The organism is Mesorhizobium sp. M2C.T.Ca.TU.002.02.1.1, from assembly GCF_003997225.1.
This window is the reverse complement of the sequence record NZ_RZTO01000070.1, coordinates 1-13,167: the sequence shown is the minus strand read 5'-3', so window position 1 is coordinate 13,167 and position 13,167 is coordinate 1. Positions and strand designations below refer to the sequence as shown.

Annotated in this window: 14 protein-coding genes and 1 pseudogene; 10 read left to right on the top strand and 5 right to left on the bottom strand. The window is 61.2% G+C overall.

The genetic code is table 11. From position 1 onward, the window contains the following. Positions 1–856 precede the first annotated feature (856 nt). The 8 genes from EOD07_RS06100 (at position 857) to EOD07_RS06065 (ending at position 9,583) form a co-directional block, all read left to right on the top strand. Complete coding sequence (locus EOD07_RS06100; protein WP_127234365.1) at positions 857–1,426, top strand: hypothetical protein; 570 nt, start codon at positions 857–859, stop codon at positions 1,424–1,426. Continuing rightward, complete coding sequence (locus EOD07_RS39035; RefSeq protein ID WP_278075763.1) at positions 1,395–1,520, top strand: hypothetical protein; 126 nt, start codon at positions 1,395–1,397, stop codon at positions 1,518–1,520. Before EOD07_RS06100 ends, EOD07_RS39035 begins: the two co-directional genes overlap by 32 nt. Before the next feature lie 191 nt (positions 1,521–1,711). Further along, the gene (locus tag EOD07_RS06095; RefSeq protein ID WP_127234364.1) at positions 1,712–2,872 is read left to right on the top strand and encodes an acyltransferase; all 1,161 of its coding nucleotides are present in this window, start codon (positions 1,712–1,714) and stop codon (positions 2,870–2,872) included. 262 nt (positions 2,873–3,134) lie between these two features. Beyond that, positions 3,135–4,961: a portal protein gene (locus EOD07_RS06090; protein ID WP_245469891.1), complete on the top strand. Its 1,827-nt coding sequence runs from the start codon at positions 3,135–3,137 to the stop codon at positions 4,959–4,961. Next, positions 4,958–5,281, top strand: a complete 324-nt coding sequence (locus EOD07_RS06085) for a hypothetical protein (RefSeq protein ID WP_127234363.1) — start codon at positions 4,958–4,960, stop codon at positions 5,279–5,281. The genes EOD07_RS06090 and EOD07_RS06085 overlap by 4 nt, the downstream gene beginning before the upstream one ends. 360 nt (positions 5,282–5,641) lie before the next feature. Further along, the gene (locus EOD07_RS38090; RefSeq protein WP_206519425.1) at positions 5,642–8,134 is read left to right on the top strand and encodes a hypothetical protein; all 2,493 of its coding nucleotides are present in this window, start codon (positions 5,642–5,644) and stop codon (positions 8,132–8,134) included. Then, entirely contained in the window at positions 8,134–8,559 is a 426-nt protein-coding gene (locus tag EOD07_RS06070) for a hypothetical protein (protein ID WP_127234361.1), read from the top strand. Before EOD07_RS38090 ends, EOD07_RS06070 begins: the two co-directional genes overlap by 1 nt. A 403-nt stretch (positions 8,560–8,962) precedes the next feature. Further along, positions 8,963–9,583 carry a T6SS immunity protein Tdi1 domain-containing protein gene (locus tag EOD07_RS06065; protein ID WP_127234360.1) on the top strand — a complete coding sequence of 207 codons (621 nt, stop codon included), beginning with the start codon at positions 8,963–8,965 and terminating at the stop codon, positions 9,581–9,583. 113 nt (positions 9,584–9,696) lie between these two features. Here EOD07_RS06065 and EOD07_RS06060 read toward each other — a convergent pair whose 3' ends face one another. Then, positions 9,697–10,362: a transposase gene (locus tag EOD07_RS06060; protein ID WP_127234359.1), complete on the bottom strand. Its 666-nt coding sequence runs from the start codon at positions 10,360–10,362 to the stop codon at positions 9,697–9,699. 107 nt (positions 10,363–10,469) lie between these two features. On the opposite strand from EOD07_RS06060, the gene EOD07_RS37540 reads away from it, so the two are divergent. Further along, complete coding sequence (locus EOD07_RS37540) at positions 10,470–10,658, top strand: hypothetical protein (protein ID WP_164772087.1); 189 nt, start codon at positions 10,470–10,472, stop codon at positions 10,656–10,658. On the opposite strand, the pseudogene EOD07_RS06055 reads toward EOD07_RS37540, so the two are convergent. The 4 genes and pseudogenes from EOD07_RS06055 to EOD07_RS06040 form a co-directional block, all read right to left on the bottom strand. Next, positions 10,591–10,759: pseudogene (locus EOD07_RS06055) on the bottom strand (transposase); the annotation flags it as partial. The gene EOD07_RS37540 and the pseudogene EOD07_RS06055 overlap by 68 nt on opposite strands. 397 nt (positions 10,760–11,156) lie before the next feature. Continuing rightward, positions 11,157–11,474 (bottom strand): YMGG-like glycine zipper-containing protein, encoded by a 318-nt coding sequence (locus EOD07_RS06050; protein WP_127234358.1) that lies wholly within the window; start codon positions 11,472–11,474, stop codon positions 11,157–11,159. Positions 11,475–11,677: 203 nt separating this feature from the next. Next, entirely contained in the window at positions 11,678–12,079 is a 402-nt protein-coding gene (locus tag EOD07_RS06045) for a type II toxin-antitoxin system HicB family antitoxin (RefSeq protein WP_127234357.1), read from the bottom strand. Positions 12,080–12,083: 4 nt separating this feature from the next. Further along, complete coding sequence (locus tag EOD07_RS06040; RefSeq protein WP_127234366.1) at positions 12,084–12,272, bottom strand: type II toxin-antitoxin system HicA family toxin; 189 nt, start codon at positions 12,270–12,272, stop codon at positions 12,084–12,086. A gap of 167 nt (positions 12,273–12,439) precedes the next feature. Between EOD07_RS06040 and EOD07_RS06035 the strand changes: the two genes are divergently transcribed. After that, positions 12,440–13,012: a hypothetical protein gene (locus tag EOD07_RS06035; RefSeq protein ID WP_127234356.1), complete on the top strand. Its 573-nt coding sequence runs from the start codon at positions 12,440–12,442 to the stop codon at positions 13,010–13,012. Positions 13,013–13,167 lie beyond the last annotated feature (155 nt).

Here is a 13,167-nt window from a genome sequence, read left to right as displayed (position 1 = left end):
TGTGGAAGAAGAACGTCAAAATCGCGCACGACAACAAGGTGACACTCACGCCCCAGCAATTTGCTGAGATGTTCGTGGACAACAACTTCGCGGGTTGAGCGTGCGGTCACGGCTCCTAGTGCCCTGGGTTGCCAACGGCGAATTGCGAGCGGGCGCATATCATTTATCTTCCGATATTATGACGAAAATTTCTCCGATTTGCGTCGCTCTCCTGTAGACTAAATCGTCAGAAACGGATTGGTTAAATATAGTGCTAACGCGATTTTCCGTTTTAGAAAACTCTATGCTGTGCTTTCCGGTTGGAAAGGAACAGCATGGAAGAGAGTTTATGTCATAATCCGTTATAGATAAATTGTATGATTTTCCATAGTCGGCGATGCTGAGCTCGAACGATTTTCCAAATCGGATGTCACAATAATACCTTCTGCTGCACTGAGAATTCCCGCTAAAATATTGCCCATCGGTCATCCGGGCAACAAATCGAACCGAATATTTTTCGCCCTTCACCTCGGAAGAGTATGCCGGATTTGTTGGCAAAGTAGCCAAAAGAGCGAACGCGAGACAAAGGAATCGATTGAATAAAAAAGGCCCTCGAGTCCGATTCATAAAGGAGTGTCTATCAATCACGAGGCGTTCCTTATGATCCACGTCGGATAAGTCATCCATTAGAAACGAAAATGATTTCGACAAAGATGTGGTGAAAGAGCTCAGCCTGAAAAATAATGTTCCAGAACTCAAGGCGCGCCACCGGCTACCGTGGGGGCAATTCCCAGACATATGCCGAGGCCAAGGCGTCAGAGTTTCTACACCAATACGTCGGTGGTAGGCTTCGCCGCTGACGGACGAGAGTCCGCCCATGCCCATCCGCATCGTCCCCGCCACGCTGCGGGACCTTTCCTATATCGCCGCGAACCTCCGTTCCGAGGACCGGGCCGAGATCGACTGCCAGCTTGACCATTGGTCGCCGGCGCTGCTGGCGCTGACGGCACTTCAGGGCTTTGCCTATGTCGCCGAGCTCGACGGCAATCCGGAGGCGGGCTTCGGCGCGGCCGAGCAGCGCAGCGGGTTGTGGATCGCCTGGAGCTGGGGCACGCGCCGCATGAAGCGCTGCGTGCCCGAGATCACCCGCTTCTTCCACGCGGTGCTCGGGCCTCAGGTCGCGGCCAAAGGCGCCTGGCGGGTCGAGGCGAGGGCGCTTGCCGACAACGATCTTGCCTTGCGCTGGCTGGACAGGCTCGGCGCCACCCAACGCTGCCGCCTGCCGGGTTACGGCAGGAACGGCGAAGACTTCTTCCTCTATGACTGGACAAGGGAAAGCTGGAACAATGTGTCTCTTTCAAAAACCACCGGAACTGAAGCCGCTGCCGCCGGTGCCGACCGCGCAGGACAAGGACGTGCAGGCGCGGGAAGCCGCGCTTCGCGCTGAGCTCGAGCAGCGCCAGGGCACGCTGTCCACCGTCAAGACCGATCTGGCTCCGAGCGATGTCGCCGGCCGGCGTCGTGTGCTGCTCGGAGTATGACGCCATGACCGCGATGAAACGCAGCTTTCGCCGGCGCGTGCTGGACTGGTGGTATTGGAGGCGGCATGCAAGGCTGGTGAAAAAACGGGCGGATTGACGCGAACGCTGCCGCCAGCGGAAAAGGGCGAGCGCCGAAACAAGGTTGACATTCACACTCTCCTGGCCATGCTGCAATGCAGCATGGAGAGAGCATGACCGAGTCATCGCGCATCGAATGCCTGGACGGCCTTCGCGCCGCCGCCGCATTGTGGGTGCTGGTCGGACACTGCCTGCTCCTGACCGGCTGGCATCTTCCGGTGCTTGGCGACCCCGCGCTCGGTGTCGACCTCTTCATCATGCTGTCCGGCTTCCTGATGGTGTTCCATTATCAGTTGCGCCAGGACAAGGAGCCCTGGCAAAGGCCCGAGACCTGGCTCAAATTCTGGACGCGGCGCTATTTCCGCATTGCGCCGCTGTTCTACGTCATGCTGTTCCTCGCGCTGGCGCTGGGGCCCTATCTCTATGAATCGCGAATGGTCATCGATGGCTTCCTGGGCCGCGCGCCGCAGGCGCCCGAGCGCTTCCTCGACGGCAGCCTGAAGAACATTGCCGCCCATCTGACATTCCTGTTCGGACTATCCCCGAACCTCGCCTACCGGACGCCGCTGCCCGACTGGAGCCTGGGACTGGAAATGCAGTTCTACGCGGTCTTCCCCGCGCTGATGCTCCTGGTGCGCCGCTTCGACTGGATATGGAGCGTCATAATCGTAGCGGCGCTCGGCGGTTTGGCCGTGATAGTCCTCGAGGCGATGTCGGTCCATTTCCCGATGCCGTCCTTCCTGCCGCTGAAGATCCAGGTTTTCCTGTGCGGCATGCTTCTGGCGGGCGTGCTGGCACGAAGACAACCGCGGCCGCTGCTGCATCTCGCCCTGGCCATGGCGCTTGCGGCGATCCCCTTCGGCGACGGCTACGGCCTTTCGAAGTTCCTGATACGCGAGGCACTGGTGCTTGGGTTCTTTGCCCTTGTCCTCTACCGGATGCTGCCGGGCGTGGCGGGCAAGGTGGCGCGAAAAGTTGCCGTCGCCTTGGGTGGAGGCGTCTTCCACGTGCTCGGCGAGCTGTCCTACAGCATCTATCTGATCCATCTTCTGGTGCTGCAGCCCGTCGCGGCATTCGTCATTGCCCGCTATGGCGACGGCCTTGCCGCGCCGCTGCGCTTCGCCATCGTGCTGGCGATCGTGCTGCCGGTGGTCTGCCTTCTGTCCTTCGTCACCTACAAGGTCATCGAAATGACTGGCCAGCAACTCGGCCGCACGGTCCTGCGCCGGTTCGCCCGCAGGAAGCCGGCGTTGGGGACGACGCCGGCCGAGTAAAAGCGGCCGGTAGAACTGTCGATCTACCTCAAAGGGGGATGACCGATCCGCTCTGCGCGGCCGCGGAGGGCGTGCGAGCCGGACGGGGCGCTGTTGCGCCGGCCTTTCCAACGTCCCGCTTTCTTCCGCGGCCATGCTCGTTGGCCAATTCACCTCAGGGGTTGGCGATCCTTCGCGCCCCTCTCTGTCCTGCCGGACATCTCCTCCACGAGGGGGAGATTGGCAGCTTCTGCGCCGGCGCCAAACAAGTGAGATCATTCCCATGACCGACTCCCGTGCCCGCGATATCCTGTCGCGACAGGCCGAACTCGAGACCGAACGCGCCACTTACGAGCCCGTCTGGGAGGCGGTGGCGGAGTTCTGCGATCCGGATGCGCCCGACATCTGGTCGGGCCGCCGCACCAGCCGCTCGGACAGCCAGGCCGAGCGGCAGGAGCGGCGCGGCTCTCGCGTCTACGCCAACACCATCAACTCCGCCGCCAACCGGCTCGCCGCCGGGCTCGAAAGCCTGATCATCCCGCAGTCGGAGAAATGGCATGGGCTGACCACCGCGGAGATGGATGACGATGAGACCGACGAGGAGAAGGAATGGGCGGAGGCGCTCCGCGATTTCCTATTCGCGCTGCGCTACTCCGCCAACTCCAATTTCGTGCCGGCGACGCAGGCTTGCCTGCGCAATGTGGTGCGTTACGGCCCGGCCTATCTCTATGCCGAGGAAGGTTTTGGTGGCACGCTGATCCGCTATGCCTCGATCCCCGTGGTCGAGGGCTATCTGTCGCGCAACCGCTGGGGCCAGGTCGACATCTTCCATCGCCGCTACGAGCGCACGGCGCGGCAAGCAGCGCAGCTGCTCGGCTATGAGAAACTGCCGGCGCGCATCAAGGCGCTGGTAGACGACCCCGCCAAATGCGAGGAGAAGATCTCGCTGATCCAGTGCGTGCAGCCGCGCGACGAGCGCCGCATGTACCGCAAGGGCGGCTTCTACCAGTATCTCGACCAGGCCTTCGCCTCCTACCACGTCATCGAGGACGAGGAGGAGATCGTGCGCGAGTCCGGCTTCCGCACCTTCCCGGTCTCGACCTTCAACTGGCGCCGCTACGAGGGCGACGCCTACGGCATCTCGCCGGCCATCGAGGCGCTGACCACGGTGCGCGAGGAGAATGCCGTGCGCCGCTCCGGCTTGCGCGCGCTGCAGCAGATCACCGATCCGCCGACGGCTTCCAAGGCCAGGCTCGATTATGTGCCGGTGCTCAATCCCGGCGAGAATTATCCCGGCCTGATCGACGACAATGGCCGGCCGCTGATCCAGCCGATCGCCACCGGCCAGAACCCGAGCTACGCCTTCGACTATGCGGCGAGCCGCGCGGAGGAGATCCGCGACATGATGTTCGTCAACCTGTTCCAGACGCTGGTGCAGAACCCGCAGATGACCGCCACCGAGGCGCTGATCCGCCAGGAGGAGAAGGGCGCGCTGCTCGGTCCTTCCGGCTCGATCATCCAGGCCGGCTTTGCCGCCAATCTCGACCGCGAGCTGTCGATCCTCGAGGACAAGGGCCTCTACGACCAGGACAGCCGCTTCCGCCCGCCGGAGAGCCTCGCCGGCAAGGCGGTGCGGCCGACCTTCACCGGCCCGCTCGACGTGCTGCGCCGCTCGGCCGAAGCACGCGACACCATCCAGGTGGTGACCACCGCCATGCAGATGGCGCAGTTCGATCCCGGCATCATGGACAATATCGACGGCGACGAGGCGATCCGCGTCGTGCAGAGCGCCGGCCGCAGCCCGCAGCGCATCTTCCGGCGCAAGGACGAGGTGGAAGGGATGCGCGGCGCCCGGGCCCAGGCGCAGCAGGCCCAAGCCGGCATGGCGGCGATCGCCACCGCCGGCAAGGTAGCCAAGGATGCGGTGCCGGCCGCCGTGCAGGCGCGTGACAGCGGCCTGCTCGACAGCCTGCAGGCGATGATGCAGGGCGCCCAAGGCGGCGCTGTCGGTCCGGCCGGCGCGCCGCAAGGCGCGATGTCCGGCGGGCAGGGCGCCGTGCCTGGCTCCCAGGGCGGCCCCGCGGGCGGCGCCGCCAATGGTGCCGCATGAGCCGCAAACGCTTCGCCCGTCCCTCCGACGCCGGCGGTCCGCTCGCCGCGCGCGAGGCGTTGACCAAAGCCTATCGCCGCGTCTTTTCCGGCGAGGATGGCGAACTGGTGCTCGCCGACCTCACCGCCACGACAGGCTACTACCGCCGGCCGTCTTATGGCGACTGGCTGGCGCGAACCAAGACGCCCGACGGCTTCGAACTGCACAGCGCGCTCTCCAACGCGCGGGCGGAAGTCGTGCAGCACATCATGGGCTTTCTCACGCTGGAAGACGCCGACCTCGCCGCGCTGGAAAAGGCGGCGCGGTCCGAGGAGAGGTGAGGCGGCGACGCTGCCAATCTCCCCCCAAGTGGGGGAGATGCCCGGCAGGGCAGAGGGGGGCGCTGTCCCGCCGGCCCGGCCGTGTTTTCTCAACACCTTTCGCTGGGATTCTCAGGTGAGGTCCATCCAGGCCCCATCGAGGTAGGCGCTCTAGGGCGCCCCCCTCTGTCCTGCCGGACATCTCCCCCACGAGGGGGGAGATCAGCCGTCGCGAGCGCCGTGCGCTAACGAGCAACCTCACTCACTCCGCGATCCCAGGCTCCAGCCGAACCCTCACCATCCGCACCGCCGAACCGGCCGCCATCCGCTGCGGCCCGTCTCTGCGCGCGTCCCGCAAACCGCCCGGCCAGGAAACACCCAATGGTCCACATCATTCCTCTTTTTGTCGGCGAGCGCCGGCTCGATACCGGCAATGCGGTGCAGTATCCGGACTCCTCGCCGGTTGGCGAGGCGATGCAGCAATTCGGCGACCGGTGGCAGGCCGCCGCCGAGCGCTACGAGCAGCGCAAGGCGCAGCAGCAGGCCTTCGACACCGAGATCGCCGCGCGCCGGCTGAACGGCGAGCTCGCCAAGGCCGAGGCCGATGCCGTGGCCAATTCGCCCGCCGACGGCGCCGGCCTGCACGACACCATGTACGGCCAGGTCGATCCATACACCGGCCAGGTGGTGAAGACCGGCCTGTTCGACACGCTGTTCGGCAATTTCCTGAAGCAGCTGCCGCCCGATCTGCGCGCCGGCCTTGCCGCGCGCAAGGAAGCGCTTCGCGCCGTTGGCGGGCGGCGCATGGCGGCGCAGCAAAATCAGCGCCGCAAGCAATATGAGCAGGATCAGGTTGCGGAGGTCCACACCGCCGAGCTCAGCAACATCGCGCGAAGCGACCCGAATGACACCGCCGCGTTCGACGCCTCCCGGCAGGCCGGCCTCGATCTCATCGCCAAGATGGACCTTGACCCGCGGGCCAAGGCGCTGGCCGAAGCCGACTGGCTCGCCCGTACGGCGAAAGAGCGCATGCAAGCGCTGATCGCGCAGGACCCGCGCCGCGCCGCCGAGTTGCTGAGCGGTGGCCCGGTGGCCAGCGACGGCATGGGCGAGACGGTGCGCTCGCAGCTTGGTGCGGCCGGGCGCGATGAGCAGGCCGCCGCAAAAGGCGACTGGCGCCGCAACAAGACGCCGGACGAAGTGATCGTTCAGGCTTTCAGGGACGACGTTCCGCAAGAAGAACAGGCAAGGATAGCGCGGCAAGCGCGAGCAGCCGATGCTGCCCAGCAAGTCGATATGCGAAGCAGTATCGCTCTTGCGGAGCAAAACGCTCCCGCAGTCATCCGGAAGACGGGGACATATACTGGGCCCATTCCGTCACAGGCTAAATTTGTAGTGCTATATGGCGCGACCGAAGGCGGACGGCGATTCCAAGCCTTAAGCAATGCGCTGGAGGTAAGTCACCGTTACCACGACATGCTGACCATGCCGAATGACGCCATTCGGGCAATGGTTGCGAATTCTCAGCCGAAACCGGATAGCGCCACGCCGGCTGAAGACAGAGCTCGGCATGAGGCCATAGTTGCCGCGGCTGATCTGACGTTCAAAGCCAGGCAAGGCGATCCAGGCGACTATGTTCGTGAAGCGTTCAAGGACCTAGACGCAACCTGGAACAACATTTCGAAGCCTGAGGATTATCAGGCTGCAATCATCGGCTCGATAGCTGCGCAGGATCAACTGGGTTTCGAGACAACACAGCCGCTGCCTAACTCCGTGGCTGGAGACATAGTCAACCGGCTCCGAAATGAAATCCAATCGCAAGACGAGAGCCCAACGCTAAGCAACATCTTTGCTGCGTTGCCTACTCAAACAGCCCAAGAAGCGATGCTGGGTCATCTGCTTCAGACAGCTCAGACAAGGAAAGGCATTGCGGATAGGACGCGTCAGGAGGGGGTAGTAGACCCTTTGGCGTTGCTCGATCTTGGCAACACCGTCGAGCTAGGCGCACCGAGCGCGAACGCAGTACTCACAAACTACATTCCAACACTTCAAGAGCAATTCGGCAGGTTTATAACGGGCGACAGCCCGCGAGGCAGTTTCAGGCGCTTTCTTGCGCAAAAATTGGTGGGCTCCGAGGGGCTTGGCGAAGAGGGCTTCTCGGTAGCCGACGTGACCCCGCTGGGGGTGGCGTTCGCCTTGGATAGAGCAGGCGCTGCCGCACTGGATGGCAGATACGGCGACGCCGCGCTCGAAGCTGCAGGGGTAATCCCCGCGGATCGTTTGGCAGCGCCTATCTTGAGGCGCACCGGCAAGATTGCCGAGCCTTGGGTTGAGAAGCTCAAGGATTTCTCCAAGCGATCCGACGAACTAGCAGGCGAGGCGCTTGTTCATGGCGTAAACGCCGAGACGCTCCGGTACCAGCAAGAGCTTGCTCGTTCGACCTTCCAGCCAGTTCCGAGGTCGAAACGTGAGTTTGACAATGCAATGCTCGGAGCAATGCTTGCAAGAGATCCCGCGCGAGTTAGCTATGGGGGGGCGACAGTGGGATGGGAGATCTCAACAAATTATCGCAATACGTTTTTCAGTCGGAACTCCACCCTAAACGCCGGTGACTACGTGGTTCATCACGCTGTAGAGCAGAAGGTGTTCGATAAGTATCCAGGATTGTTTACGAAAGAGGAAATTAATTCAACAGAAAACTTCAGGGGAAGTAGAAAAGAATGTGACATACACTTGCATCAAAAGGAAATTAAGAGCGAGTGGAGTGATTTTTATCGCTCTCATCCCACAGTGACTCGCCAGCAACTAATTGACAAAGTTACAGAGATAGACAGGAAGTACGGGCATCTTTTCGAACCTCCCATAGGTGATTGATGAAATACTTTTACGTAGAGCCGATTGTTGCGGGCGATTTCGGTGAGGGTACTGTCATGGACGTAAGTGTGCATCCACCAATCGTCAGCAAGCTTGTCTTTCGGGTCGATGCCTGGCCCGGCGATGTTCTCGTAGCAAGCTTTCCTTGCTTTCTCATCACCGAGGAAGCTAAATTCGCGTTGCAGAAGGTCGGATTCTCTGGTGCGACATTCGCTGACGTCGAAATCACAATCTCCGACAATTTTCGTGACGTTTACTCCGATGTTAAGATTCCGCCTCTTGTCTGGCTGAAGATAGATGGAAAGGCCGGTCACGCCGACTTCGGGATTTCCTCGGATCTGCGACTCGTTATTTCGGAGCGCATCTTGGATGTGCTGGATGAACTGGGCCTTCCTATGGCAAGCTTCAAGCCGTTCCACGATTGAAAGATTGGAAATTGCGGCGACAGCTCGCTGAACATGCAAAAAGTGCACTGTCACGGTAATTCCAGGATCTACATCTAATCTACATGCCCCACTGGACCGCGGCACAGCGAGCGCCAGCTGATCTAAAGGTAAAAATATTGACGGAGGCCGCCACCGTGGTTAGCCATGCAGTCCGCACCGGGAAATCCGCTAGGAGAATCTTCGAGAACGCCCGTTTGTTCATTCCATTCGGCAGCGATATCGATCATATGATTGACCTGCAGCTGGGAGGCCTTCACGCTCTATCTAACTTCATGCCGTTGGATGCGAGTGTAAATCGAAGTTTAGGCGCACAGATTTGGAATCAAATAAAAGACTTACCCATCGGAACCGTGATCAATAAGGTCACAATTGGAGAGCGATAGTGTTCGAGAAATTCCGTAAGAGCTTTGCGATAGATAGCAGGGCACCCGAGGATCCAGGGATGGCCGGCCCAGACACCGGGATCGCTAGCTTGAACGCGCTCTTGCGCGATTTTGGAGGGAGCTCGTTCAAACAAGGCCTGTACCGCATCATCCGGGCGCAGGATATTCCGGTCTGGAACGCCAGGATAAACTTGGGATTTCCGGAGGCCGGTGGGCGGGTCACTTGCTTTGGTTACGACTGGCAAGGTTCTGCGTTCGCCATCGACAATCAGAGGCTGGAACAGGGGCAGCCTGGTGTTCTCCTGTTCGAGCCTGGTACCGGCGAGGCTCTTAAAATACCAGCCAACATCGAGACCTTCCATGATGCATTGGTGATTGAAAATCCCGATGCGGCTCTGGCTGCGAACATATATGCAGAGGACTGGTTGCCGAGTGGTGGAGCACAGCCGGCTTACAACGAATGTATCGGCTACAAGAAGCCGCTTTTCCTCGGCGGCGAGGACGACATTTCCAACATGGAAATAACGGATCTGGAAGTCTACTGGCACATCATGGGCCAGGTTATCGCCAAGGTAAAAGGACTGCCACCGGGGACACCCGTGAACCTCAAAGGTGGCTGAGACGCTGACGAAGCTTATTCTGTAGTTTGAAGTGGCGCTGTAGTCCGAGGTCGCTGGGAGTACGCCGTGGCCTTCGCTGTGATGGATATCAGGGCAATTACGGTGACAGTGCACTATTTCTCTTTGGCGGTACGCCCTCGTTTCTGAGGTTTCACGGCCTTGCCGATTTGCCCTGCAACCCGATCCAGAAATGCCTCGCGGCCTACCGGCCGGCCAATGCTCTCGGCCTTACGCAGCGCGTCGAACGCTGCGACATCTGTCTCAACCGGATCGAACAGGCCGACCGGTGACGGCAGCCTGTCCTGTATCGGTTTAAGATCGGTGACGCCGTCTGCTTTGCCCGTCAGATGCGCCCGGGCGCTTGACCAAGGCCAATCAGCCGCCTGCTCGACCAGCTTTGCGCGCACGGGATTCAGTCCAACATAGCGCAGCGCCGCCAACAGGTGATCCTCGTCCATCGCGACGGCGCCAAAGCGGCCTTGCCAGAAATGTCCGGTTTTCTTTTGCCGCGCATGAATGGTGCCCGCATAGACGCGATGCACCTTGGCGAGCGCGCGGCGCAGACCATCGGGATCGGTCGGAGTCAGGATCAGGTGCACATGATTGGGCATGAGGCACCAGGCCCAGATGCCGACGTCGGCGGCGCGGCAATGCTCGACCAGCAGATCCCTATAGAGCTCATAGTCGCGGGGGCCGAAGAATACCTTGGCGCGGCCATTGCCGCGCTGCGTGACGTGGTGCGGCAAACCGGGAACGACAATTCGAGCAAGGCGGGCCATTCGGTCTAACTTATACGGATTATGGGCTCGAGGCCACGCTAAAAAGTGCACTGTCACCGTAATTCCCCGAAGTCTGTAAAACGGGCAATCCGAGAGGCGGTCGATTGATGCTATCGCTAGCGACTGCGATCAAAGAGGGACGGCTGGAGGAGTTTATCCGCCAGCAAGAGGCTGCCGGCATCGGCCCGATTAATGAGGCCGCCTTTTTAAGGGCGGCCGCCAAGGTCATCAAACACGAGCCAAAATCAGATCGAACATCGCGTTCTGCATCTGGCGGTGGTTCGACCGGAAAGTGAACTCATCCAGATAGCGGTACATGTGCTTGGGACGACACGTGAATGTGCGTCGAGCGAACTGACCGCTTGAACAGAACCCAGAAACTCTCGACATGGTTGGTCGAAAAGGGAATTACGGTGACACTGCACTGTTTCGCTTGGTGGCGTGGCCCAGGTTTCAGACAAGATGATCCGATAGGCACCGGGCAGGGGGAGTAGGGGGAGTAAAGAGGCGGCAGTGGCTCCCGACCCGTGGCCGGATTTTACTCCAACAAATCAGGTAATTTAGGAGCCACTGCCTTTCGAAACCTACTACGAACTCGAACGGAAGCCTATTGGCTGGCGCAACCAAAGACAACAGCATCCATGACAGCGCACTTAATCTCGATGCGGTCATAGATCGAGAGCCGCCTCCGCCTTTCGCGCTCAACAGCGCCAGCATCTCAAACCCCGGACCCCTCATCCGCCCTGCGGGCACCTTCTCCCCGTGAAACGGGGAGAAGGCAAAGCCGGACACCATCAATAATTGCCGTTGTAGTACCGGTCGTCGCAGGGCGCGGTGTAGATGCGGCCGTAGCGGTCCTGGTAGCGGCAGAGCTGGTCGCCGCGGCGCTGCGGCGTGGTGGCCGAGCCTACGACGGCGCCGAGCAGCGCGCCGCTCGCGGCGCCGATCACCGTGCTCTTGGTATTGCCGCCGATCGCCTGGCCGACCAGCGCGCCGCCGGCGCCGCCGATCAGCGCGCCGGTCGTGGCGCGCTGCTGGCCTTCGGTCTGCGTCTCGCAGCCGGCAAGGGCCGCGGTCATGAGCACGGCCAGAATGGCCTTCTTGATGATCATCACTAGAACTCCTCTGAAGCCCCAGGGACTGACGACGGGGGCGAACGAAGCTGAACTGCGGTCGCATTGCGGCGGAACGGCGGCGGAGCCCGCTCACGAAGTGAATCACGGTTTCGCGGCGGTTGAACGCCATGGTTTCCAAACCGGAAAGATTAACGCCAACAACAGGATGATGCCGCTGGCTGAATCAGATTGCGAGGCTCCTAGGCCGCTTCGTTACGCATCGCCTGCTTGGCCGCCGCGGTCAGAAACCCGGATCGGCTGTAGCCGTGACGTTCGGCATAGCGGTCGATTTCACCGAGAACGTCCTCCGGAATGGTGACGTTGACGCGCACGACCTTCGCCGCGTCGGCTTTGAGCGTCACCAGGATGGCGACGCCGGTACGATTGTCCTCGTCGGCCATCACGTCCTCGAGGGATGACGGCTCGGGAATGGCCTCACCGTCCTCGACCAGACCGTCGACATGGAAGGCCAGCGCTTCCTCGGCCAGCATGCGCGCCTCGTCGAGGCTCGTTCCGGCCGTGACCACGCCTGGGAAGTCGGGGAACGAGACACCGAAGTCGCTGTCCGCGTCCTTGTGGATCAGTCCGATATAGTGACGCATATCTCTACCTCAGCTTCAGGCCAGATTGCTTCTCGATCGATTTCAACGTGCCGATCGGGATGTCTCGCTTGGGATGCGGCACCGTCACGCGCCCCGGTTTGATGCGGTGCTTGAATTGGGCGTGAGAGCCCTTGCGGGCCACCTCGAACCAGCCATCCGCCAGCAATCTGTCGATGACATCGGCACTTCTCATGTTGTGTATAGATACACACAAATCAAGGCTGCGTCCATAGGCTGGCGGCGGCATATCGGCACCCCGTCCTTCGCTGCCGCTCCGGGCGTTCGTTGTTTGGAAAGTTCCGTTCGCTGCGCGAACCACGCCTTACCCCAGAAAATTCCCCCCAAGAATGGAGAAATGACATGACCCGAGGACTTCCCCGGACCCTTGCCCGCGCTGCCGCCCGCGAGGCCGGCCTTGCGCCGCCCAAGTTCGGCCTCAAGGCCGTGACCAGCGGGCAGGGCGGTTCCTACCGCACCGTCTTCACCTTCGCCGGCATGCAGGTGCCGGTGACCGATGCGCTCGCCTATGCGAGCCAGAAGATTTTCGATTTCACCGACGGCAAGGTGCGCATCAAGGGCGGCACGGCCAGGCTGCAATTCGCGGTGCTGACCACGCGCGCTTCCACCATCAACGACAACGCCGCGCTCACCTGGTCGCTGGGCTCGGCTCCAGCGTCGAGCGCCACGCTCGCCGGCACCATGGTCAATGTACTGGCCTCCACCGCCCGCACGCTGGACGGCGCCGGAGCCGCGCTCTCTTCCGCCTCCACCGCCGACATCGCCGCCGCCTCGACGCTCGACGGGACAGTGACGCCGGTCGACCTCTATCTCAACCTCGCCTTTGCAACCGGCACGGATATCGACGCCGATGGCACGCTTGCCGTGACCGGCACGATCACGCTGCTGTGGGAGAACTGGGGCGATAACGCGTAGGCGTTGGAACTGTTGATCTCCCCCTTGTGGGCAGGGGAATCGCATATGGCTTTTTAGGACTTGAAGTTGGCCTGAGAAGGGATTCTTTGGGCAGGCAGTCGAATGAAGGAGAGACTGCCATTTCCAGCCTTGAGAGCTATTTTGGCGCGCTGCCT

What these genes read in the sequence shown, in the direction of transcription:
- EOD07_RS38090 (WP_206519425.1), top strand. Translation starts at nt 5,642, where the DNA reads ATGGTCCACATCATTCCTCTTTTTGTCGGCGAGCGCCGGCTCGATACC.
- EOD07_RS06035 (WP_127234356.1), top strand. Translation starts at nt 12,440, where the DNA reads ATGACCCGAGGACTTCCCCGGACCCTTGCCCGCGCTGCCGCCCGCGAG.
- EOD07_RS06045 (WP_127234357.1), bottom strand. Translation starts at nt 12,079, where the DNA reads ATGCGTCACTATATCGGACTGATCCACAAGGACGCGGACAGCGACTTC.
- EOD07_RS06090 (WP_245469891.1), top strand. Translation starts at nt 3,135, where the DNA reads ATGACCGACTCCCGTGCCCGCGATATCCTGTCGCGACAGGCCGAACTC.
- EOD07_RS06070 (WP_127234361.1), top strand. Translation starts at nt 8,134, where the DNA reads ATGAAATACTTTTACGTAGAGCCGATTGTTGCGGGCGATTTCGGTGAG.
- EOD07_RS06040 (WP_127234366.1), bottom strand. Translation starts at nt 12,272, where the DNA reads ATGAGAAGTGCCGATGTCATCGACAGATTGCTGGCGGATGGCTGGTTC.
- EOD07_RS06095 (WP_127234364.1), top strand. Translation starts at nt 1,712, where the DNA reads ATGACCGAGTCATCGCGCATCGAATGCCTGGACGGCCTTCGCGCCGCC.
- EOD07_RS37540 (WP_164772087.1), top strand. Translation starts at nt 10,470, where the DNA reads ATGCTATCGCTAGCGACTGCGATCAAAGAGGGACGGCTGGAGGAGTTT.
- EOD07_RS06085 (WP_127234363.1), top strand. Translation starts at nt 4,958, where the DNA reads ATGAGCCGCAAACGCTTCGCCCGTCCCTCCGACGCCGGCGGTCCGCTC.
- EOD07_RS06050 (WP_127234358.1), bottom strand. Translation starts at nt 11,474, where the DNA reads ATGATCATCAAGAAGGCCATTCTGGCCGTGCTCATGACCGCGGCCCTT.
- EOD07_RS06060 (WP_127234359.1), bottom strand. Translation starts at nt 10,362, where the DNA reads ATGGCCCGCCTTGCTCGAATTGTCGTTCCCGGTTTGCCGCACCACGTC.
- EOD07_RS06100 (WP_127234365.1), top strand. Translation starts at nt 857, where the DNA reads ATGCCCATCCGCATCGTCCCCGCCACGCTGCGGGACCTTTCCTATATC.